A 22,931-nucleotide genomic window follows, 5' to 3' on the forward strand; every position below is an offset into this window, starting at 1 on the left:
TCACCTCACACTTCAAGTATGGACACATATAGAGAGGGCTAAAAGCTTATACCGTCTAAAGACGGTGGAGTTGGACCACGCATTTGTAAATTAAAGTATACGTAATAATTAGGGTTATAAACAATACAACGCTTACAACGAAACCTTCACATCTAGTATTCCCATAAAATACCGCCCTGAAAGATCCTCCTACAAACGGTCGCAAAAACAGGTATCCACGAAAATCCTATTGTCTCGCAGTGGCGCAATTGCGCCTCGAACTGGACAAAGATAAAACTCTTTATCAAGTTAATCATATAATTTAAAATTTCTGATCTGATAAAAAAATCCACAACAAAACGCTTTACAAAAATGTAAAGGATGTTGTGGATCTCCTATTCTCCATCACGTGTATTAACTTTGTCACTAATCATAAATGGTATCGAAAACGCTGTCAACCGTTTTTTGTAGAGAGGGATGCTACTTGGCCCATAAATCCATATCAGATGTTGTCACTGCAGTTGCTCCGGCATCTATTGCATTTTGGATGTCTTCTTTTGTACGAATGAAGCCCCCGGCAAAAATAGGTATCCCTGTTTTTTCTTTCACTTCCGTAATTAAAGCTGGTACAAGCCCAGGAAGAACCTCTATAAAATCTGGTCTTGTTCTCGTAATATGCTCAAGACTTTTTTCAAATGCATTGCTATCTAGTAAAAAGAGGCGCTGGATAGCATATAGTCCTCTTTGTTTTGCTTTATTGATGACACTTGAACGAGTAGAAATCAGCCCGGCAGGCTTAATTTCCTGGCATATATATTCAGCTGCAAATTCATCATGCTTTAATCCTTGGATTAAATCTACATGAACCAGCAGTTTTTTATTCGCTCTTGTTGCCGTTTTTACTACACTGCTTAATTGCCCAAGGTGCAAATCAAGCAATACACCGAATTCATAATTGCTTTCTAGAAATCGATCAAATTGCTTCATATTTCGAACTGCAGGAAGTATTTTTTGATTTTTAAAAGGCATTGTCTTCTCCTTTCAAGTAAACCTTTTTGTTAAAATGTACTATAATTCTGTTATTAATGACAAGCTTCTTTCCAAAAAATTGTAGTTCATTTTTTCATTAATAGCAGCATTATTTTTTCCACGGCTAAAAAGTAATATCGCGGATAGAAAGCCTTTTTTGACACAACGAATACAAAAGACAAAGACGTAAATTAGTCTTTATCCCCTTCAATGTTATTTCTTATACTTTACTTCATAAATATCAGGTCTGCGATCCTTCAATTGGCGGACGGTTCCATCTTGGCGCTGTCTTCTTAAGATTTCGAGGTCAACATCGCCAATGACGACCATTTCGATATTCGGGTTACATTCGCCCACAATTCCGTCCCTTGCAAATTCAAAATCAGACGGAGCAAAAATAGCAGATTGGGCATATTGAATGTCCATGTTTTCAGTTTGTGGAAGATTTCCAACTGTACCAGATATCACCGTATAGATTTGATTTTCAACGGCGCGAGCTTGGGCACAGTAACGTACGCGCAGATATCCCTGGCGGTCTTCCGTACAAAACGGGGTAAAGATGATTTTCGCTCCTTTTTGGGTAGCAATTCTGGCCAGCTCCGGAAATTCAATGTCATAACAAATTTGGATGGCAATTTTCCCGCAATCGGTATCAAACACGCGGACTGTATCTCCACGGCTGATTCCCCACCATTTTCGTTCATTAGGTGTGATGTGCAGCTTGTATTGTTTTTCAATAGTACCGTCTCTCCTGAATAAGTAGGCAATATTATAAACATTTTCATCTTCCTCAACAAAGTGCGATCCGCCAATAATGTTCACATTGTATTTAACAGCTAAGTCTGTAAAAAGGCTGATGTAGTCTTCCGTGAATTCAGTTAAGCGTTTGACAGCCTTGCTTGGAATTTGTTCGTTCAGGAATGACATGAGCTGTGTTGTAAAAATTTCAGGAAAAACGGCAAAGTCTGCTCCAGCATCTGATGCTACGTCCGTATAATATTCGACTTGATTAGCAAATTCCTCAAACGAGTTGATTTGTTTCATCATATATTGAATAACACAAATCCTTACAGGGAAGGCCGTTTTATAAAAACGCTTCGTATTCGGTTGATAATCAACATTGTTCCATTCCATTAAAGTCGCATATTTATTTGAAGCCTGATCATCCGGTAAATAATTTGGATTAATTCGCATCAGCGAAAATCCATTTAAAAGCTGAAAGGATAAAACCGGATCATAAATTTTATGGAGCATGACCTCTTGTACATACTCTCTTGGTGATAATTCGGCTGCGTGCTTATGGTAATTAGGAATGCGTCCGCCGATAATAATACTTTTTAAATCAAGCCTTCTTGCTAAATCCTTTCGGGCTTCATAAAGACGATGGCCAATTTTCATTCTTCGATATTCAGGGTGAACCATGACCTCAATTCCATAAAGATTATAGCCTTCAGGATTGTGGTTTGTTATGTATCCTTTATCTGTAATGTCATCCCATGTATGACGATCATCATATTCATCAAAGTTAACAATCAGACTCGAGCATGAACCAATAATTTCTCCTTCAAGCTCTGCGCAAAACTGCCCCTCAGGAAATTGTTCCAAATGACTTTCAAGATGCTCCCTTTTCCACGGCTCCATGCCTGGAAAGCAAAATCTCTGCAGATCAATGATTTTGTCGATATCTTTATGGTCAATATTGCGGATCATCATTTTTTTTTCAAATTTTGAAAGATCTAATTTACCTGACAAACCCATTCATCCTCTCTTCGCGGCTGTCTCTACTTGCTGATTAATAATTCAAATTATATAATCTTCCCCATTTATTATAACGATTTTTTTCGTGTAGACAAAAGAAAAGGAGCAGATTGTGTTATCTGCATCCTTTAATAATGAGTACCAGGTACCTATGGTTCCTGGTACCTTGGGTTCCTGGTACTCTAAGTAGTACCTGGTGGTACAACATTAAGTTGTTTTGTTCGGCTGGGAAATATTTGAAAGAGCGTGACCAGCTGCAACATCTGACATTTGGTTAGTGGATAGGTCCCCTAATGCTACCATGCCGACAATTTGGTTATTTTCGATAACTGGTAATCGGCGGATTTGATTTTGTGCCATTAGCTGGGAAGCTTCCTCAAGGCTCATATCCGGACTTCCAGAAATAATATTTGATGACATGACAGAAGAAACTGGTATGTTCCCATCTTGTCCTTGTGCTGTTGAACGAAGTGTTATATCACGGTCTGTGATGATCCCCTTAATTTGTCCATTATCAACAACAGGAATCGACCCTACGTTGTATTGACTCATTAAAGCTGCTGCTTCCTTAACCGTTTGATTCGAAGAAACTGTTGCTACATTTTGTGACATGCATTCACGAATTGTATTCAATATCTTCCACTCCTTTCGATTAATAGTATGAACTTGATCTGGATATTTTATTGTAGCAATTTATACCGGTCTATTTTGAAATTAATTAATTGATTCATTTCATAAATTCGATTAGGATAGGAAAAAATACGCTAGAAAGAGGTGAAGGCATGAATGGTTTTGAAAGAAGAAAACAAGCAAAAATGAAGCAGATACGTATAGCATCCCTAGAGCTTTTTGCACATTACGGAATTCAAAAGGTTAACATCCATGAAATAGCTGAAAAAGCTAATGTGTCCCAGGTCACAATTTACAATTATTTTGGCAGCAAGGAGGCATTAGTGGTGGATGTTGTTCGATATCTTTTGGAGGAGCAAATGGATTATTATGATGCATTATTAGCAGAAAATATCTCTTTTGAGGGGAAAATCAAAAAGATATTCGAGCAAAAAATATATTTCGCAAATAAATACAGCACAGAGTTTTTACAATATCTTATTTCGCAGCAGGGGGAGATCAAAGAGCTTGTTGAGACTGTTAACCGTACAAGGTCAAATCCATTTTTTCAAAAGCTGGTGGATCTCGGGAAGAAAGAAGGATTTATACGGGCGGATCTTTCTTTTGAAAACGTGATGTTCTTTTTTAATATGTTTATGAATGAAGCAGCCAAACACTCAGAATTTATGTTGAATTCAGAGGATATCAATAAGAAAACAACAGATATGCTGAATTTATTTTTTTATGGGTTAATCGGAAAAGAAAAATAAGAACCGCCTTTTTTAATTGAAAGCATCCATAAATCAAAGTTTATTGAACAGCCTTTTGACGGAATATCCAGTCTATACTTAGCGCCAAAAACTAGTTCCTTGCATTTTTCTTACCGAATGGTTCTTGTGGACAATCTTTCGATAATGGAAAAAGGCAGGAACCTGCTTTCAACCTTTTCACCCTTCCCCATTTTGATTAACGTTTCGACTGCCTTCTCTCCCATTTTTTGAATTGGCTGATGCACAGTCGTTAAAGGCGGTGTTGACATTTGGGCTAATTCTGTATCGTCATAGCCAATCACAGATAGCTGATCGGGTATGCGAATGCCTTTTTCGTAACAATAAGAAATAACCCCTAAAGCCATTTCATCACTTGCTGCAAAAACTGCTGTCACATTTGGGTCTTTCTTTAAAAGCTGCTCGATTGCTCGATAGCCGCTTGTGTATGTGAAATCTCCATATGCCATCAAATTTTCATCCAGATCAAAATGATGGTCTGATAGAGCCCTATGATAACCAATTATTCTAGGCAAACCTGCAATAAGATCCTTTTTAGGACCTGATATCATAGCAACCCTTTGATGGCCTTTCTTGATTAGATATTCTGTTGCGGCATAGGCTGCTTCTTCATCGTTTACCTTTAAAAAGGGAAGCTCTTTTCGCTTTGAAAAAGAGGAAACAATAACCGTCGGGATTTGTAAAGAAGAAATCGCCTCATAATATTCGTTTGTCAAATATTTACTTGCAAATACGATTCCTTCTACTTGTTTTTCACTTAAAAGCTTCAAATATTCAAGTGTTCTTGTGCCGCTGGAATCTGTATTACAAACAAATACGGTGTATTGATTTTGGTGAGAAACCCGTTCTATCCCTTGCAGCAATCGAGCAGAAAAGCTGCTTGACAGCTTAGGAACAAGTACTCCAATCGTATTTGTTTTGCGATTAACTAAATTTCTGGCAACCTCATTCGGTTTATAACCCAGTTCTTTTATAATTTTCAAAACGTGATCTCGAGTTTCATTTGAATATCCTGACAGACCGTTTACGATTCGGGAAACAGTAGCAACCGAAACACCTGCATGTTTTGCAACATCTTTAATTGTCGGCTTCATTATGCTCATCCTTTCCCGTAAACGTTTACGCAATTGTAACTTAATTTTAAAAGAGAAGTCAAATATGGAATGGTACACTTCAAGGCAAAGGGTTACTTAATTAGCCCACACTAATCTAAAACAGCGGGCAAAGATTCACCGATCTTTTTGTTTGAACAAGTTTACCAAAGTAAAAACAATTTCAGCTCATTTTCATACTTTCATTTGCTTTTATTTTACTTATTTGCGGTTGGGCACTATAATCTTAAGTGATACGCAGAGAAGGTTGAGAGGCGATTAGATGACAGAAAGCAAAAAGAATGAAAACTTATTATTTTTAGCTTGGGCTGCTTCCTTTGTTGCTGCACTTGGAAGCCTTTATTTTTCAGAAATCATGAAATATGTTCCTTGTACTTTATGCTGGTATCAGCGGATTTTTATGTATCCCTTAGTCATCCTTTTAGGAATGGCCATTTATAAAAAGGATTACACGATAGCCTGGTATTCACTAGTTTTATCAGGAATCGGAGCACTTATATCCCTTTATCATTATGGGATTCAGAAAGTGCCGTTCCTAGGTCAGAATTCTATTTCATGCGGTCAAGTTCCATGCACTGGTGAGTACATCAATTGGCTAGGCTTTATTACCATTCCATTTCTGGCTCTAACAGCATTTATTGTGATTTTTGCAGCAAGTTTCCTTTTAATAAGAAATTCGAGAGGTTGATGATCAAATGAAGAAAGTGATTATTTTTGCAGCGATTATTGTTGTCTTATTAGGTGGTTTAGCTGTCGTCACTCAAATGCAGCAAAAGCAGCAAGTATCCGGCGATAATCCTTATGATAAAGATTCCTTACATCCAGAAACAATAAAACAATTAGATGATCCAAACTATCAAAGCCTCATTATGCCTGATGAAATGAAACAAAAAATAGAGGATAAAGAGACATTTGTCACCTATTTTTTCAGCCCAACATGCCCGCATTGTAAAGAAACGACTCCTATTTTAATGCCTGCAGCTGAAGAACAAGGGGTAGAAATTAACCAATATAATTTGCTTGAATATGAACAAGGCTGGGAAGAACACCAAATTGAAGAGACACCAACACTTGTCTTTTATGAAAATGGAAAAGAAGTGGATCGCATTGTCGGCACACAGGACGCCGAAACATTTGAAGATTTATTATCAAAATGGAAAGAAAAGGACGCCTAATCCGCGTCCTTTCATCATTTACATATAGTTGTCTTAAATAATCCATTTATTAGCGGCTTTCCCGTACTTACTTATCACCTCTTCTTGAAATGTTGGATGAAAAAAATGATTTAATGTTAGTGGAAAATTATATCCATATTTTTGTAAAATATCAATGTTTCTCTCAAACATTTCCTTGTATTCTTTTTCGTCCTTATCTTCTGCATTTTCAAGCAAAGCAATTAAAGCTTGCAAACTGGACATAATTTTAAATGCACTCGTCATTGTGCCATTATAATAAGTATCTGATGTTGTTGGTTTCAAAATCTGCAAATTATCAAATTCTGCTATCTTCTCATCTGAAAAATATACCGGAAAGATCTCAGTATACATTTGTTCCACAAGTTCTTCTATATGTCTCTCTTGTTCTTCTGTTGCAGCAACAACTATTTTCACTATTAACCACCCTAACTACATCTAAGTTCTTTTTTAGAATATCACAGGGAATTAGATCATTGGGGAGGTAAGTGTTTCCTTTCTACAGCAGGTTGCTCAGAGAGGAGAATTGATGGCGAAAAAGCCAAATTCTCACACAAATAACTATATAAAAAAGGAGGATGGAAGTGAGAAGAAAAGGAAAATGGCTTGAGTTTATATACAAACTGGAAGAATCTATAAGATTAAATCACTTTTTACTTACCGAAATCAAGGCTTCCAAGGGTTTTATACAAAAATGGGTTAAAGAAGAAAAAGTGCGGGTAAATGATCGATTTGAAGCAAATAACCCATTTTTACAAAAAGGCGACAGGATTTCATTAGATCTTTTTAAAGAAAAGGAACAAGACGTTGTACCCCAAAGGATGGAAATTGAGATTTTATTTGAGGATGATCATCTAATCATTTTGAATAAGCAGGCAGGAGTAAATACTCATCCTAATAAACCGAAACAAACGGGTACACTTGCAAATGGACTTGCTTTCTATTATCAGTCAGCTGGGGAGTCGCTAAAGACCCGCCATATCCACCGGCTTGATCGGGACACAACAGGGGCGGTCATTTTTGCAAAACACGCATTGTCCCAGTCAATTCTTGACAGCCATTTAGAAAAAAGGGAGATCAAGAGGACCTATACGGCGCTTGTAAAGGGAAGAGTTAAAAAGAAAAAAGATGTTATTGCAGCTGCCATTGGACGTGACCGCCATCATGCCACAAAAAGGCGAGTGTCTAAATCAGGCCAAAAAGCAGTTACCCGATATGAAACGCTTGATTATTTTCAAAAAGAAGACATTTCAATTGTCCAGCTCCAATTAGATACTGGTCGAACTCATCAAATTAGGGTCCATATGAGTTCTATTGGCCACCCCATAATCGGTGATGCTTTATATGGCGGGAGCAGCTTACTTATGGAAAGGCAGGCATTGCATGCAGCTTTTGTTCGTTTCAGTCATCCTCTGACTAAAGAGAAGCTAGATATAGCTGCACCTTTCCCAGAGGATATGAGTAAGTTCGTAAAATGATCAAGTAAATTTCGAAACCATATTAAAAGCGACCAATTTGGGTCGCTTTACAAATTTTTTGTAAATACATAGCTTACTCGGTCATAGCCCATTTTCTCTTCATAAAACCGGTGTGCATCTATGCGTTGTTTTCCTGAGGATAAGACAACCCGCTGGCAGCCTAAGTCTCTTCCAAGCTCATGGACAAATGAAAGAAGTCTTTCACCATAGCCCTTTGATCTTGCATCTTCATCAGTAATTAGATCATATACATAAAGATGATTGCCGTAATAGAAAGTAGTCATCTGAATAATTCCAGCAAGCGCTCGGATTTCTCCATCCTCAACAACAGCAAACAAACGATAGCCTTCTTTTCTCATCTGTTCAAGCAGTTCTGTATATTTTTTTAATGATAAGTCAATGCGAAGCTGGTTCATTACTCTATATGCTTCATTGAACTCTTCCATTCTTAGCAGCTCTTTAATTTCCATAAATATCCCCCTGCACAATTAGAACTTTTATACCTCTCTCTGTATATAAAATTCCACTCCAAAGCATTTTAAATGGGGGGCGATTTTAAAAAAATAACATTATATGTAAAAGCACGCCCGACAATCTGTTTTTTAGTGCACATCGTCTCAATTTGTTCTCTTGGCATATATAATATATCTTTCTGGCGCATCTCCAACAAAGCTAAATGGGTAGCATGTAGTCAAAACTAATTCTTCTGCATTATTTTGAAGAGTAATGATACTAGTATCATCTGCTTTTACAATTTTTGTGGAAGTAATCTCATATTCATAATCACCATAAGGCAAGAGGATCTTGATCGAATCGCCAATTTCCAATTCGCCGGTTCTTCTAAAAACGGTATCACGATGCCCTGATAGAACAATTTGTCCATTTTCATCTGGATAATAGCTGCCTTTATAGTGCCCAACTCCCTTTTCCAGATCATTTGGATCAGTTCCTTCAACTATAGGTAATTCGGCCTCTAATCTTGGTATTTCCAGGATTCCCACAGCATCGCCGACAGCAGGCTCATATCGTTCGCCCTCTTCTAATTTTGAAGTAGCCTTGGCAACCTCCGGTGAACTAATAGCTTCTTTCGCCTCCTGCAAGGCTTCATTTGTCTTTAGATTCGTCTCGAACAACTGCCATCCTCCGTAACCTGATAAAGCTAATCCTATTAAAATAATGAGCAGGGCTAGTTTTTTCATTGTTCACACTTCCTGTCAAAAGATATCTTTATTGTACCATTTATTGTCATTGGTTGGCATAAAAACCATCTCAAATTTTTTGTGATTCTAAGGAATGGGATCGTATGAATAGAAATCTTTGATCTTGAATGGTTTCTTTATATACATGATCTTATATCAGTTAATTTCTTAAAGGCTATATAAATTTTTAAGGAAATCGTATGGTACGGTTGGTTCAATCTACCCGCGAAAGATTAGCCTGCAGACGGTTAACTTCGGCAATCACCTTTTCTTCATCAATTGTTAAGCAGCTGCCGTCCTTCACAATCAACTTGCCGTCAATGTACACATCGCATACATCGTGTCCACTTGCTGCATAAAGCAAATGGGAATAGGCTTCACTAAGTGGTTGTAAATGTGCTTTATCAAAAGGATAAATGGTAATAAAATCTGCCTTTTTGGCTGTTTCCAGAGAACCCGTATGGCTCATTCCAATTGCCTCTGCCCCACCTCGCGTGGCTAAGTGCAGTGCAGTTTGTGCGGAGAATTTAGTTGCATCCTTATAGACGCCTTTTTGCAGCAATGCAGCAGTTCTCGTTTCCTTAATCATATCGAAGTTATTATTGGAGGCAACGCTGTCTGTTGCTATCCCTACTTTAATTCCAGTATCTAGAAGACTGACAACGTCTGCTATTCCTGATCCAAGCTTCAAATTGCTGATCGGATTATGGGCAACTCTTACATCATATTGCTTGAGTATTGCCCGTTCTTCATCATTTAAGACCACACCATGAGCCATCACAGTTGGCTGATCAAAAAGACCTAAACGACGAAGGTGCTCTACAGGACGAACCCCATAACGATTTTTGATGTCCGAGACTTCAAAGTCCGTTTCGGAAACATGAATATGAACCATTAAAGCATTTTCAATAGCAATTCGCGCGCTTTCAACCAGCGTTTCAGGTGTACAGGTATACGGACTATGGGGTGCTACCATAGTAGTAAGACGGCCATCTGCAAACGATTTATAAGTCTTTGAAAACTTTTCAGCTCCCAAAAGATTCGCTTTTTGTTCTTTTTCTGTACCAAAACTGAAAATCGAGTAAGAAAAAGCACCTCGAATACCCGTTTCTCCAATCACTTCCATCGCAGCGTCTGCATCTATTCCATTAGGATTAAACATATCTGAGAATGTAGTTGTTCCCGATTTTAACATTTCTAATATACCAAGCTGGGCACTAACCGTTGCAATTTCAGATGTGAATTTGGCTTCAATAGGCCAAATTTTAGTTTCAAGCCAAGACTTCAGCAACATGTCATCCCCGATGCCACGTAAAATTGTCATCAAAACATGGGAATGGGTATTTACAAGACCAGGCAGAACCCATTTCCCGCCAAGATCCACAACTTGATCTGCTTCCTCCAGCAAATCTGCAGAATATGGACCGATATAGGAGATGATTTGATCCTCCACGATCATCATGCCATTCACAAAGATTTGATTATCCCTATTCATTGTAAAAAAATCAGCGTGTTGATATGCCGTTTTCATGAAATCCCCCCATATATTTTGATGTATAGAATTACCATAACTCTACCTCACTTATCTTTATGACATCAAGACTACAATTGACATTAAACTAAAAAAGGGTTATAGGAGCCGCGTCAGCAAATGAAATAATTTATTAAATGGTTAAACATTTAAGGGTCTCTACTAAGAGATTGCAGCTTTTTAATATTCAACAAGGCCGGCATCCTTTTCTCTTAATAGTCGTTCAAATAGAAAAAAGAAGCCAAAGTTAAACCACTGGCTTCATATATATCTTATTGATTTCTAAAAAATAGCCAACACGTCTTCAACTTCCATTAACATTTCCCGGCGCGCTTCGTTGTCTATATAAGGGACAGAATAAAGAAATTTGTGCGTGAGAATTTCGATTCCGCAAGGATCAAAAATCCCTACTGTCAGAATAGTTTTCATAGAAGTAACCAACTGATTTGGCTTCATACTTTCTGCTGACAAACCAGTAGTTTGCAGGATAACTGCTTTTTTGTTTTTAAGTAGTCCCTCCATTTTGTTATCACTCATTCGGAAGGCAAAGCCATTTGTAAACACACGATCAAAATAACCTTTTAATATAGCAGGCATCCCTGCCCACCATGTCGGAAAAATAAAGACTAGATTATCTGCCCAAGTAATTTCAGCTTGCTCAGCTATTAATTCATCAGGCATATCGGTTGGAGCAAAAGAATTATAATAATCATTTTTTAATATCGGATTAAATTGATTAGCATATAGATCTCGCAGTCTCACTTCGCCATTTTTTTGCAGGGAAGTCAATGCACATTGTTTAATTGATTCATTAAAACTGGTCTCATTAGGATGCGCATAAATAATTAGATTTTTCATCCTGCTCCTCCGCTCTTACTTCATAAAAATAGTATGAGATTGGGAAGAATAGATTATTCGTTTTTTGCACTTACTAAAGAAACGCTTAGCTGATAGGCGAAGCTTTTCTTTAATTTGATGCTTTTGTAAGGTAAACAGATTCATTACACCGATAACTAGAAAATTGCACCTACAGCGAAATAATTGCACCGTTATCCAATTAATTGCACTCTCATCAAAATATTTTCGCAGTCAACCAATTATTTGCACTCAATTGTACAAAGGAATGAACTCACCATACTTTTGTGCATTCAGTTTGCATTCATTGTAATCCTTTGTTGAACATAAAAATTTTGCATACATAAAAAACAACCTTGCCATAAAAAGACAAGGTTGCATGAAGTATATTTTAAATATGAGCTTCCGCCTCAATTTGATTTGAACGGTCATTATAGGCGTTTACGTCGATCTCCTTGGTTAATTTACTTGTGATGATTCCTGATGTCATACTCCCGCTTACGTTTACTGCTGTACGGCCCATGTCAATTAATGGTTCTATAGAAATTAATAAACCTGCTAAGCCTACTGGCAAGTTCAATGCTGATAGGACAAGTAAAGCAGCAAATGTTGCTCCGCCGCCTACTCCTGCGACACCAAAAGAACTGATTGCCACAATGACGACGACTGAAGCAAGGAATGATGGTGATAGTGGATTAATATTCATGGTAGGAGCAATCATAATCGCTAGCATAGCCGGGTAAATGCCTGCACAGCCATTTTGGCCGATGGATAAACCAAAAGAACCAGCAAAGTTCGCTATTCCATCTGGAACTCCCAGACTTTTTTGAGTTTTAATATTTAAAGGCAAAGCACCAGCGCTTGATCTTGCTGTAAATGCAAATGTCAGGACCGGGAATGCCTTTTTCAAATAGGTCACAGGATTTAAACCTGTGAGAGTTAATAAAAGCATATGAATGAGGAACATGACGATTAAGGCCACATAAGATGCTACAACAAACTTTCCTAGACTTAAAATTGCCCCAAGGTCACTTGTTGCGACCGTTCTCGCCATAATTGCCAATACCCCGTATGGAGTTAAACGAAGGATAAGTGTTACCGCGCGCATTACAATGGCGTAAATGGCTTCAACAAATTTAGAAAACCATTCAGCCTGCTCAGGCTGTTTCCGTTTTACTCCAAGGTAAGCCATACCAATAAATGCTGCGAAGATTACAACAGCAATTGTTGAAGTTGGTCTCGCCCCGGTAAAATCTAAAAATGGGTTAGCTGGCAGTAGTTCAACTATTTGCTGAGGCAGCGTTTGCCCTTCTATTCCGCCTTGCTGCTCCTCCAGCTGGGCTGCTCGTTCAAGCTCAGCTTCACCTTGTTCAATTTGGACAGCTTCAAGGTTAAATGCAAAAGAAGTCGCAATTCCGACTACTGCTGCAACTGCAGTTGTACCTAGAAGGATCCCGATAATCAGTACACTGATCTTTCCTATATTTGAAGAAAGCTTCAAACGTGTAAATGCCGATAAGATCGAAATAAAAACAAGCGGCATAACGATCATCTGCAAGAACTTCACATAACCGTTTCCGACTATATTGAACCAATCCGTTGTCGTTGTGACAATTTCAGAATCAGCTCCATAAGCAAATTGCAAAATAAACCCTAAAATAATCCCTATTCCTAATGCTGTAAACACGCGCTTCGAAAAAGAAATATGTTTCTTTTGCATAATATACAAACCAATAATAACAAGAAGCAAAACAGCACAATTTAAAATGACAAAAGTAGTTGTCACAGTCTTTCCCTCCCTTTACATAATCGACTTAAAAATGATAATACAATTAACCCTATAAGTCTAGTTGGAATTTTACTTCTCTCGTATTATATAGCATATTCTTTTGTATGAAAATTATTTTGCTTTGCCTTTTTTAACGAAAGGAAAAAATACAATTTGAAACTTTTCACACCTATCTTTTTGGTTCCCCTAAAGCTGCCAGTTAAGAGTGAGATCATTTGACTCCAGGTTCATTTGCCATTTACTTTGAAGCCTGCCAAACAAACTCACTCACATACTTGTCTACCTCTTCATGCTCATGTAAACCGCTGTGTGATGAACGTTCATCCTTGATAATTTTTTCTGAATAATTCTCATCCTTTATGATGTCCTTTATCCCTGTCGCACTTCTCACCGTTACAAGTCCATCTCCACCATGTTTAGAAAGTTTACCCGCTATCGCCAAAACTTTTATGTGTGAATCAAAGCTCTGCCTATCACTTAATAAATCCTTTGTTGCCATTGAATTTTCATACAAATCAGGGGCGTTTGCTTGTCCAAAACGCTGGTGAAAATCATACTTTCTAATTCCGTGAAAGGGTGTCCCGATCGTTACCAGCTTTTTCACTTTAGGAAGACCTGCATAATCCTCAATATATTTTGCTGAAACTAAACCACCCATCGAATGAGCGACAATATTGACGTTTTCGATCTCATACTCTGTTTTTAAAGTATTCATAACTTGAGCAAATACCTGTGATGTAGCTTCAACGGAAAGGTCACTCTCATTAAAAATGACTTGAATAAGCGGTTTTTCAACATTCGTTTTTCCATTTGGCTGACACATTACTTCTGCTTTCGAAGCATAGCAGGTTAAAATTCGTTTAGCACCATCTTCCTTATTCTCAAATCGGCTGATCATTCCTTTAAAGCTTCTTTCAGTTCCCGTATAGCCGTGGATAAAAAGTGTCGGGGTCTTATTGATCTCATAGGAAGCCGTAGATTGTTTATTTTTCGTGATAAAGAATAGTAGAGCTATTGTCAGCATAAGAGCAAGTCCAATCAAAAGCCTTTTTTTAGACTTCATAGTATCACCTAACTTTTGTAGTTACTGTATCTTTGTCGTTTTCCCTAATTCATTTACTATATAACTCGAATCTTGAAAAAAATTATCATTACGGATTTTTCGAACGAGAATGTCCAGGTTTACTAATTTATGAATATTTATCACCAGCTGCGATAAATGACCTTTTCTTTAGCAATCGGACGGATTATTTGTCTGCATTCGAAACGATTCATTATATCCATGCTATAAAAAAATAATATTTCTAATAAAAGACTTGCCTCCCAATCTATCACTAAGGATTGGGAGGTTGTTTATTATTTAAAGATAAGAAAGCATAAGTTTTTTTCGTGTCTAGCTCCAGCGCCTAGCCCCTCAATGTCATAAGCCACAAATGAATTGAAGGTAAAGAACACCTTCATTTCATTTGCGTCTTATGCTTGCCCTAGGCTGACCAAGGCGCTTGCGCTTTTCTTATTTAACTCGGCTTTAAACTGCTATTCTGATATATCTACTCCTGTTATAATCTTAACCTTCTTATCCTGAATTTCGACAACCATACATCTGTTACTTTATTACCTATCTTGGGAGCATACTAAAAACCTCTTCGACTACTCTATCATTTCTTCCAGCTGATTATATAGCTTCTTCACTTTCTCTTCACTATTGAGTTTCTCTTCGTGAAGGTTCTGCAATTTTGTTATTTCGGTCGTTTCCTCCATCATCTTTTCTAATTGGATAATTTTGGTTTCATCTTTTTCTAGAAGAGCTTCTAATTCTTCAATATCTAGCCTATTTTTATCATCCGTGTTTTTTTGTGTTTTTGTCAAAGGTTTGTTTGCAGAAATTTTTAATCGTGATGAGGAAGGCTGATTTCTGTTCTTTTCAAGCCATTTATCTTTTGCCCAATTGTAATTCCCTTCGAAACTGGCTATCGTTTGATTAGATAACCACCATGTTTTGGGAAAAAGCTTGTTCAAGAAATATCTGTCATGTGAAACGGCTAGAATAGTCCCTGAAAATTCCTGTAACGCTTCTTCAAGTACTTCCCGAGATTCTATATCCAAATGATTGGTCGGCTCATCTAAGATTAAAAAGTTAATCTCTTGATGCATTAATTGGGCCAAGCGAAGGCGCATTCGTTCTCCCCCGCTTAGTGATTCCACCTTTTTAAACACATTTGGTCCATAAAAGAGAAATTTGGCTAAAATATGCCGCGATTCTCCTTCAGTTATTGGAACTTCCTCTCTAAACACTTCTATTACAGTTTGGTTTGACCAGCCTGCTTTTACATGCTGAGACAAATAGCCGAATTTCACATTACTTCCGACCTTAACATTTCCGCTTGAAGGCTCTAGTTCTTCTAAGATCAGTTTAATAAGACTCGTTTTACCGGTTCCATTCTTCCCGACGATTGCAGTTCGGTCCTGATAACGAAGGAGTGTATTGATTCGTTCGAATAAAAGATGGTTTCCGAACTTTAATGATACATCTTCTAATACTAAAACGTCTTTTCCACTTCGGCCGGATGGATCAAACTCCAATCCCATCTTTTTTCTTTCTATGACAGGTCGTTTCAGCTTCTCCATTCTTTCTAACGCACGCTCCATATTTCTGGCTCTTCTATGAAGTCCTTCATTTGGAGGATTTGCCCGATTAGCCCATTCTTTTAGCCTCTTTATCGCTTCTTTAATTTTCTTTATCTTCTTTTGTTGTTCTTGATAATCTTGAAACTCTTTCATTAACCGTTCTTCTTTTTCCTTTGTAAAAATAGTATAGGAGCCATGATATATAGAAAGCTCTCCATCCTCTAAATCAAAAATTTTTGTCACCACCTCATCAAGAAAATAGCGGTCATGCGAGATAACAATTACGGTTCCTTGATAATTTCTCAAGAACTCCTCAAGCCACTGGGCAGCATCTATATCAAGGTGATTTGTTGGTTCATCAAGCATGAGCAAATCTGGTTTTTTGAGCAGGATCATTCCTAAACAAACCTTTGTCTGCTCCCCTCCGCTTAAAGAAGCAAACTCTCTATTTTGAAGATGGCAAAGCTGGAGACCATTCACAACCTTTTGTACTTCAGCTTCTACTTCATACCCCCCAATATAAGAAAACCGCTCTTGAATTTCACCATATTGCTTCATAACAGCATTTAATTCTTTTTCATCAGGTGAACAAGCCATTTTTTCCTCAAGGACACTCATTTTCTCTTTTAAAAGCACAGCCTCTTCAAAAGCCTTCATTAATACATCTATCACTTTTGTACCCCTTGGAAACTTTGGGATTTGCGAGAGGTAGCCTGATTTTAGACCTTTTTTAAAATGAATTTCTCCGCTATCCGGCTGTTCGATCCCTGAAAGCAATTGAAAAATTGTGGTTTTCCCACTGCCGTTTCTGCCAACAAGTCCAATTCGCTCCTGCTCATAAATTTCAAAACTCAAATTTTCAAAGACCAAATTGCCCCCAAACATTTTACTTATATTTGTAACTGAAGTTATCATCATGGTATTTCCTCCTGAATTTAGATAAATAAATCTGTTCTAAGAAACATAGAAGAGAAGTTAAATATAGGAAATCGGTGTATCTCCGTTTTATTTCTAGTCTCACATCTCACCTCTTGAGATCGTAGCAACTATTTTTTCTTAAACAACAAAATAAAAAAGACCATAAGTAAGATAGACTCTTACCTACGGCCTAAAAACAAAGCTTTGGAAATGGATGCAGGGAACCTGCATCAAAGGAAATAGTTTTTATACAAAAAGAGAGCCCTAGAGCTCTCCCTTATAAGCAAACTATCTTCCGATTTTTGGTTTGGCGGTATAAGAGACCTCTTATCAATCTGAAGTCATTATGCAGTTGTTATAAAAGGGCATACGTATCCCGTTAACAACCACAACATGAAAAATTGCACGGCAAAGATAGATAAAATCTAACATTTGCGCACGCAATACAACAGATTGATTCATCTCTTTCCACCTCCTTCAGTCAAATAGTTAGTTATATTATAAAAAAATGATTAGCTGTTTTCAAGTGATTTGTTATTTCTTGCCTTTAGCTTTGGAAAATCAATGAAAATGGCTATGATTCCGCAAACAGCCAGCAAAATCGGATAAATTGAATAAGGAACAAGGCTGATAGGAGATACCTTTGCAATTTGGGCTGCTGCAAGCACCTGCGCACCATAAGGAATAATGCCCTGCACACTGCATGAGAAGATATCCAGCAAACTGGCGGATTTTCGTGAATCGATTTTATATTTCTCCGCAATATTTTTAGCAAGCGGCCCAGCTGCAATTATGGAAATGGTATTGTTAGCAGTAGAAAGGTTAGTGGCGCTTACTAAACCGGCAATTCCAAGCTCGGCTCCTTTTTTCGTTTTCATATTACGAGTCATATTGTGGAGCAGCCAATCGATTCCGCCATTATATCGAATCAGTTCAACCATGCCGCCAATAATTATGGTTAATATGACAAGCTCGGCCATTCCCATAATTCCTTCAGTCACGCTTTGTAAAAAGCCAGGCAGCGTGTAGCTGCCGTCAGCCAAGCCGATAATCCCTGCTAGCAAGGTTCCGCCTGCTAGAACCATAAGTACATTCAGGCCGAGCAAAGCAGCAATTAATACACCTAAATAAGGCAAAATTTTAACCCAGTTGTAAGCTTCAATTGTAATCTCTGACTGCCCGCCAAGTGTTAAAGCAAATAAAATAATGCTTGTAATAACCGCTGCAGGAAGAACGATTAAGAAGTTCACTTTAAACTTATCCTTCATTTCTGTTCCTTGTGTCCGTACTGCTGCGATTGTCGTATCGGAAATAATGGAAAGATTATCGCCAAACATAGAGCCGCCGACAACTGCTGCCACGCAAAGAACAGCTGATAGTTCAGTTTCACTGCTAATCCCAACAGAGATAGGAGCTAATGCGGCAATCGTCCCTGTCGAAGTTCCCATAGACAATGAAACAAAAGCTGCAATAATAAATAATCCAACTACAAGCAAGCTTTGGGGCAGGACAGACAAAGCTAAGTTCACTGTTGATTCAACAGCACCCATTCCGCTTGCGGTTTCCGAGAAGGCACCTGCCAACATAAAAATAAAGACCATAATCATAATGTCGATATGACCTGAACCTTTAGCAAACCGTTCAATTTTAATGGTTAATTTATCTTTCCGGTTCATCAAAAGTGCTGCTGCCGCTGCTATGATAACAGCAACAAGAATCGGCATTTTATAAAAATCACCCGTGATAATTCCTGAACCTAAAAATAGTCCCAAAAATATAATTAAAGGCAATAGCGCCCATGGATTTCCCTTTTTCAATTTGACACCTCCAAAGAAAACGACAGTAACAAAAATTTCATACCTTATCAATCATAAATAAAAAGACCCCTTTCATTAAAAAGAAAAGTAGTCTTAATAAGTAAGAACCGCTCTTTTCATCTACACTGGATTTGGCACATCACTCAGCTAGAGTCCGCTGACGTGGTCTCACTGGGCCAATCGTACATCTCTATTGATAAGAAGGTTATTTTGTTATCTGCTATTTAGCCTTCTATCACTTTAAATGCGTTAATAATAAAAGTCAAATAGTTTTTTAGAATAAATCACGTTCATGTACACTCAATTATTTTCAAGGAATACTGGTCATTTTTTCTATTTAAAAAACTTAATAATTACCTAAAGTTTTGGACTTTTTTTCATTGATCCATTGCTTCTAAACAGCTGCTTGTAATTCATGCTTCTCTAAAGCATGAACTGCTTCAACAGTACCTCCTTCTGAAAAACAAATCTGGGTCCTTTAAAATTCCTCGATGCATTTCAGCATTAAGAACGAAGGATCTGTCATGATTCGTAAGTCCTTACATCTGAAGGTGAATTGATATGCGAAAATTGTGATAGGAAGTCAAAAACCAGCACCAATTTCAGGTGCCGGTTTTATTTGGCAAACTTTGTTCCTTTTAAACTGTGTCATCTGATGCCCTTTTTTGGATTTTGAACCGAATTTGGGAATCATACTCTTAGGTCACTCTTGAAAATTAAGGTACCTCTTGAGGTGAGAGGTCAGATATGGCACTAGCAGCAATCGGCGAGTTGCTGTTTGCTTTTCTTTTATTAAAAGGTCTCTTATATTTAATAGAAGCAAAATTCTATAAAAAGAAACTTTATATTATGAAGCAGAAAATCCTTGATATTCATTTTCTTCAAGCAAGTCAATTAACTCAATTTCTTTATTATTATCTCTAAAATAACGATAGGTAAAATCATTTTCAAAAAGAATGGCATAGTTCTCATTCCGGTCGCGAACCAACATGCTTCGAGAATCAAAGTAGCGTTTTTCAAACTTATCGTTTTTAATCCACCGTGGTATGCGGTCACCTAATGACACAAATTCAACTTCAACATTATATTCGGCTTTCATCCGATATTCAAACACTTCAAATTGCAAGTGACCGACAGCACCTAAGATCATGTCGTCAGTAGAATCCTGGCGGAAAAGCTGAATGGCTCCCTCTTGGACAAGCTGTTCGATTCCCTTTCTAAATTGCTTTGCCTTCATGACATTTTTCACACGGACCTTTCTAAACAATTCAGGCGGGAACTGCGGAAGCTCTTTATAAGAATAGTTTTCCTTTCCTTCAACAAGAGTGTCACCAATCTGATAAATATTTGGATCATATATCCCGATAATGTCACCTGGGTAAGCGACATCTACTGTTTCACGGTCACGTGCCATAAATGCTTGAGTTTGATTTAATTTAATGGATTTATTTGTCCTGCTGACATTTACACTCATTCCACGCTCAAACTTACCAGAACAGACCCGAAGGAAAGCAATTCGGTCTCTATGTGCTGGATTCATGTTTGCTTGGATTTTAAAAATGTATCCAGAAAAAGTCTCAGAATTTGGTTCAATATAGCCCTTTTCTGTCTTTCTAGGCTGAGGTGGTACAGCAAAATTTAAAAATGTATCAAAAAAGGCTTTGACACCGAAATTAGCAAGGGCACTTCCAAAGAATACAGGTGTAAGTTCCCCTTTTTTCACTCGCTGGGCATCAAACTCATTGCCTGCTTCCTCTAATAGCTCGATCTCTTCCTTCGTACTTTTAAAAGTCGAATCTTCAGAGATTTCCGGGTGATGATCTAATTCCGCAAATGGAATATATTCTTCGTCTTCATTTCCATTGAACTTCACAAACTCCTGACCAAAACGATTATACAAACCTAAAAAGCCTTTTCCCATTCCGACTGGCCAATTCATTGGATAGGATTCAATCCCAAGCACCTCTTCAATTTCAGATAAAAGCTCTAATGGATCACGGCCTTCGCGGTCCATTTTATTCATAAACGTAAAGATCGGGATCCCTCTCATCCGGCAAACCTTGAAGAGCTTAATCGTTTGCGGCTCAACCCCTTTTGTCGCATCAATAATCATCACAACACTATCAACTGCCGTAAGAGTACGATACGTATCCTCACTAAAATCCTCATGTCCAGGTGTATCTAAAATATTGGCATGAAAATCCTTATAAGGAAAGCTCATGACACTTGAAGTAACAGAGATTCCCCGTTTTTTCTCAATTTCCATCCAGTCAGATGCAGCAAACTTTCCAGATTTCTTTCCTTTTACCGTACCTGCCGAACGAATCACATTTCCGAAAAGGAGCAGCTTCTCTGTTAACGTTGTTTTCCCTGCATCCGGATGGGAGATGATAGCAAAAGTTCTTCGTTTTGCAATTTCTTGATCTATTGTCATAGTATAATTCCTCGCTAAAGTTTTTATCATTCAAATATTATTATTTTAACAGTGTTTGCTTATAAAAGGAAATTTCGATTGAACGAAAATGTTGTTCGTTAATTGAAAAAAGGATAAATCGCGAAATTAAACAGAAATCAACCAAGTAAGGAGTGCTTATGTATATTTCAAATCAATTTTCGAACAAGGGAACTTATTGAAAGAAAAAAGCAGTTAACTCTCAATGCTTCTTTTCATAAGAGGCAAGACTGTAAGCCAAACTAAAAGAGTACCACTATGGTAAAAGGAGGAATACTCACATGGATAAAGAAGTTGAAGATTCATATATCCCAGTCACATCTGTGACAAGCAAAATAGGAAGAGATGTTGGAAAAGGTCTATATTGCCTTCCTATACAAATTGTGAATATTGTATTTGTCACAACGAAAACTGGCTTTGTATTAGTTGATGCAGGGATGCCTCAATCGGCTGATGTTATTGTTGAAGCTGCCAAAAAACATTACGGAAAACACGTTAAACCAGAAGCTATTTTACTTACTCACGGACACTTTGACCATGTGGGAGCATTGGAGGAGCTTTTAGAAATTTGGGATGTACCTGTTTATGCCCATGACATGGAAATCCCCTACTTAAACGGTGAAGCTGACTATCCGCCGCCAGACCCTTCAGTTGATGGCGGTCTCGTAACAGAAATGTCGGTCTTTTTTCCGCATAAGGGAATTAATATCTCTTCACATTTACAGCCTTTACCTGCCGATGGCTCTATACCCGGGATGCCTGAATGGAAATGGGTGTACACACCTGGACACACTCCCGGTCACGTTTCATTCTTCAGAGAAACCGATCGAGCGCTTATTGCAGGAGATGCATTTGTGACTGTAAAACAAGAGTCACTCTATAAAGTGATAACTCAAAAGCAAGAAATCAGCGGCCCGCCAAAATACTTTACAGTCGACTGGGACCTTGCATTCCAATCAGTCAAAGTCTTACAACAATTGAATCCACAGACGGCTATTACGGGACACGGGATTCCAATGTGCGGCAATGAACTCCAGCAAGAGCTATTAAGGCTTGTTAGAGATTTTGACGAAATCGCCTTACCAGAAAAAAATACGAAGTAGCCTAACCGAAAAGTGCCTGTTTCTATAAATAGAAAAATGGGCACTTTTTGTTTATTTATCTTTTTTTAGGATTACAATTTATTTCGGAATAGGATTTGGACACTCAGCGCTAAAACTTGACTCCCAAGAAAATATGAGGTCCTAGGACGAATTTTTGTATTTTATTCGCGATAATCACAATTCTTTGTGCGTTCTCCTTTCTATGAGCGAATTCAAGGGCTCTATGAGCGATATTGTGAACTCTATGCGCGAATTCCCAACCTCTATGAGCGAAAATTACAATTCTATGTGCGGTTCTCCTTCTATGAGCGAATTCAAGGACTCTATGAGCGATATTGGGAGTTCTATGCGCGAATTCCCAACCTCTATGAGCGAAAATTACAATTCTATGTGCGGTTCTCCTTCTATGAGCGAATTCAAGGACTCTATGAGCGATATTGGGAGTTCTATGCGCGAATTCTCATCCTCTATGAGCGAAAATACAATTCTTTGTGCGTTCTCCTTTCTATGAGCGAATTCAAGGGCTCTATGAGCGATATTGTGCGTTCTATGCGCGAATTCTCATCCTCTATGAGCGAAAATACAATTCTATGTGCGGTTCTCCTTTCTATGAGCGAATTCAAGGGCTCTATGAGCGATATTGTGAACTCTATGCGCGAATTCCCAACCTCTATGAGCGAAAATTACAATTCT

The 22,931-nt window shown here is 37.9% G+C and carries 21 protein-coding genes and 1 pseudogene; 7 read left to right on the forward strand and 15 right to left on the reverse strand.

Annotation, left to right across the window (positions count from 1 at the left end):
* Positions 1 to 459: 459 nt before the first annotated feature.
* From IC621_RS18875 to IC621_RS18885, 3 genes are all read right to left on the reverse strand, one after another.
* Positions 460 to 1,008, reverse strand: a complete 549-nt coding sequence (locus tag IC621_RS18875; RefSeq protein WP_191160327.1) for a glycerol-3-phosphate responsive antiterminator — start codon at positions 1,006 to 1,008, stop codon at positions 460 to 462.
* A 213-nt stretch (positions 1,009 to 1,221) separates the two neighbouring features.
* A complete protein-coding gene (locus IC621_RS18880; RefSeq protein WP_191160329.1) occupies positions 1,222 to 2,760 on the reverse strand; it encodes a bifunctional GNAT family N-acetyltransferase/carbon-nitrogen hydrolase family protein in 1,539 nt (512 codons plus the stop codon).
* 213 nt (positions 2,761 to 2,973) lie between these two features.
* On the reverse strand, positions 2,974 to 3,378 hold the full coding sequence (locus IC621_RS18885) for a CBS domain-containing protein (protein ID WP_396653068.1): 405 nt from the start codon (positions 3,376 to 3,378) through the stop codon (positions 2,974 to 2,976).
* A 170-nt stretch (positions 3,379 to 3,548) separates the two neighbouring features.
* On the opposite strand from IC621_RS18885, the gene IC621_RS18890 reads away from it, so the two are divergent.
* Complete coding sequence (locus IC621_RS18890) at positions 3,549 to 4,145, forward strand: TetR/AcrR family transcriptional regulator (RefSeq protein WP_191160333.1); 597 nt, start codon at positions 3,549 to 3,551, stop codon at positions 4,143 to 4,145.
* A gap of 110 nt (positions 4,146 to 4,255) precedes the next feature.
* Here IC621_RS18890 and IC621_RS18895 read toward each other — a convergent pair whose 3' ends face one another.
* Positions 4,256 to 5,257: a LacI family DNA-binding transcriptional regulator gene (locus IC621_RS18895; RefSeq protein WP_191160335.1), complete on the reverse strand. Its 1,002-nt coding sequence runs from the start codon at positions 5,255 to 5,257 to the stop codon at positions 4,256 to 4,258.
* A 280-nt stretch (positions 5,258 to 5,537) separates the two neighbouring features.
* Between IC621_RS18895 and IC621_RS18900 the strand changes: the two genes are divergently transcribed.
* Both IC621_RS18900 and IC621_RS18905 read left to right on the forward strand, forming a co-directional pair.
* Complete coding sequence (locus IC621_RS18900) at positions 5,538 to 5,963, forward strand: disulfide formation protein C (protein ID WP_191160337.1); 426 nt, start codon at positions 5,538 to 5,540, stop codon at positions 5,961 to 5,963.
* A 7-nt stretch (positions 5,964 to 5,970) separates the two neighbouring features.
* Positions 5,971 to 6,450, forward strand: a complete 480-nt coding sequence (locus tag IC621_RS18905; RefSeq protein ID WP_191160339.1) for a thioredoxin family protein — start codon at positions 5,971 to 5,973, stop codon at positions 6,448 to 6,450.
* Between the two features lie 33 nt (positions 6,451 to 6,483).
* On the opposite strand, the gene IC621_RS18910 is transcribed toward IC621_RS18905, so the two are convergent.
* The gene (locus IC621_RS18910) at positions 6,484 to 6,885 is read right to left on the reverse strand and encodes a DUF5365 family protein (protein ID WP_191160340.1); all 402 of its coding nucleotides are present in this window, start codon (positions 6,883 to 6,885) and stop codon (positions 6,484 to 6,486) included.
* A 167-nt stretch (positions 6,886 to 7,052) separates the two neighbouring features.
* Between IC621_RS18910 and IC621_RS18915 the strand changes: the two genes are divergently transcribed.
* On the forward strand, positions 7,053 to 7,946 hold the full coding sequence (locus tag IC621_RS18915) for an RluA family pseudouridine synthase (protein WP_191160342.1): 894 nt from the start codon (positions 7,053 to 7,055) through the stop codon (positions 7,944 to 7,946).
* Positions 7,947 to 7,993: 47 nt separating this feature from the next.
* On the opposite strand, the gene IC621_RS18920 is transcribed toward IC621_RS18915, so the two are convergent.
* The 6 genes from IC621_RS18920 to IC621_RS18945 all read right to left on the reverse strand — a co-directional run bounded on the left by IC621_RS18920 (position 7,994) and on the right by IC621_RS18945 (position 14,383).
* Positions 7,994 to 8,416, reverse strand: coding sequence for a GNAT family N-acetyltransferase (locus tag IC621_RS18920; RefSeq protein WP_191160344.1), 423 nt, complete (start codon positions 8,414 to 8,416; stop codon positions 7,994 to 7,996).
* A 147-nt stretch (positions 8,417 to 8,563) separates the two neighbouring features.
* Positions 8,564 to 9,145, reverse strand: coding sequence for a class D sortase (locus IC621_RS18925; protein WP_191160346.1), 582 nt, complete (start codon positions 9,143 to 9,145; stop codon positions 8,564 to 8,566).
* 214 nt (positions 9,146 to 9,359) lie between these two features.
* Positions 9,360 to 10,676, reverse strand: a complete 1,317-nt coding sequence (locus IC621_RS18930) for an amidohydrolase family protein (RefSeq protein ID WP_224752644.1) — start codon at positions 10,674 to 10,676, stop codon at positions 9,360 to 9,362.
* Between the two features lie 282 nt (positions 10,677 to 10,958).
* Entirely contained in the window at positions 10,959 to 11,534 is a 576-nt protein-coding gene (locus IC621_RS18935) for an NAD(P)H-dependent oxidoreductase (protein ID WP_191160348.1), read from the reverse strand.
* Between the two features lie 388 nt (positions 11,535 to 11,922).
* Positions 11,923 to 13,317 carry an L-cystine transporter gene (locus tag IC621_RS18940; RefSeq protein WP_318153087.1) on the reverse strand — a complete coding sequence of 465 codons (1,395 nt, stop codon included), beginning with the start codon at positions 13,315 to 13,317 and terminating at the stop codon, positions 11,923 to 11,925.
* Between the two features lie 241 nt (positions 13,318 to 13,558).
* Complete coding sequence (locus IC621_RS18945) at positions 13,559 to 14,383, reverse strand: alpha/beta fold hydrolase (RefSeq protein ID WP_191160350.1); 825 nt, start codon at positions 14,381 to 14,383, stop codon at positions 13,559 to 13,561.
* A gap of 107 nt (positions 14,384 to 14,490) precedes the next feature.
* Between IC621_RS18945 and IC621_RS18950 the strand changes: the two are divergent.
* Positions 14,491 to 14,619: pseudogene (locus IC621_RS18950) on the forward strand (class I SAM-dependent methyltransferase); the annotation flags it as partial.
* 351 nt (positions 14,620 to 14,970) lie between these two features.
* Here IC621_RS18950 and abc-f read toward each other — a convergent pair.
* The 4 genes from abc-f to IC621_RS18965 all read right to left on the reverse strand — a co-directional run bounded on the left by abc-f (position 14,971) and on the right by IC621_RS18965 (position 21,117).
* A complete protein-coding gene (gene abc-f, locus IC621_RS18955; RefSeq protein ID WP_191160353.1) occupies positions 14,971 to 16,866 on the reverse strand; it encodes a ribosomal protection-like ABC-F family protein in 1,896 nt (631 codons plus the stop codon).
* A 330-nt stretch (positions 16,867 to 17,196) separates the two neighbouring features.
* On the reverse strand, positions 17,197 to 17,328 hold the full coding sequence (locus IC621_RS27070; RefSeq protein ID WP_318153088.1) for an RAxF-45 family protein: 132 nt from the start codon (positions 17,326 to 17,328) through the stop codon (positions 17,197 to 17,199).
* A 50-nt stretch (positions 17,329 to 17,378) separates the two neighbouring features.
* Positions 17,379 to 18,719, reverse strand: coding sequence for a Na+/H+ antiporter NhaC family protein (locus IC621_RS18960; protein WP_191160365.1), 1,341 nt, complete (start codon positions 18,717 to 18,719; stop codon positions 17,379 to 17,381).
* Between the two features lie 811 nt (positions 18,720 to 19,530).
* Positions 19,531 to 21,117: a peptide chain release factor 3 gene (locus IC621_RS18965; RefSeq protein ID WP_191160355.1), complete on the reverse strand. Its 1,587-nt coding sequence runs from the start codon at positions 21,115 to 21,117 to the stop codon at positions 19,531 to 19,533.
* 299 nt (positions 21,118 to 21,416) lie between these two features.
* On the opposite strand from IC621_RS18965, the gene IC621_RS18970 reads away from it, so the two are divergent.
* Both IC621_RS18970 and IC621_RS18975 read left to right on the forward strand, forming a co-directional pair.
* Positions 21,417 to 22,238 (forward strand): MBL fold metallo-hydrolase, encoded by an 822-nt coding sequence (locus IC621_RS18970; RefSeq protein ID WP_191160357.1) that lies wholly within the window; start codon positions 21,417 to 21,419, stop codon positions 22,236 to 22,238.
* Between the two features lie 202 nt (positions 22,239 to 22,440).
* Complete coding sequence (locus IC621_RS18975) at positions 22,441 to 22,749, forward strand: hypothetical protein (RefSeq protein ID WP_191160359.1); 309 nt, start codon at positions 22,441 to 22,443, stop codon at positions 22,747 to 22,749.
* Positions 22,750 to 22,931 lie beyond the last annotated feature (182 nt).

Origin of the sequence: Metabacillus arenae (genome assembly GCF_014773385.1) — a bacterium.
Lineage (GTDB): Bacteria > Bacillota > Bacilli > Bacillales > Bacillaceae > Metabacillus_D > Metabacillus_D arenae.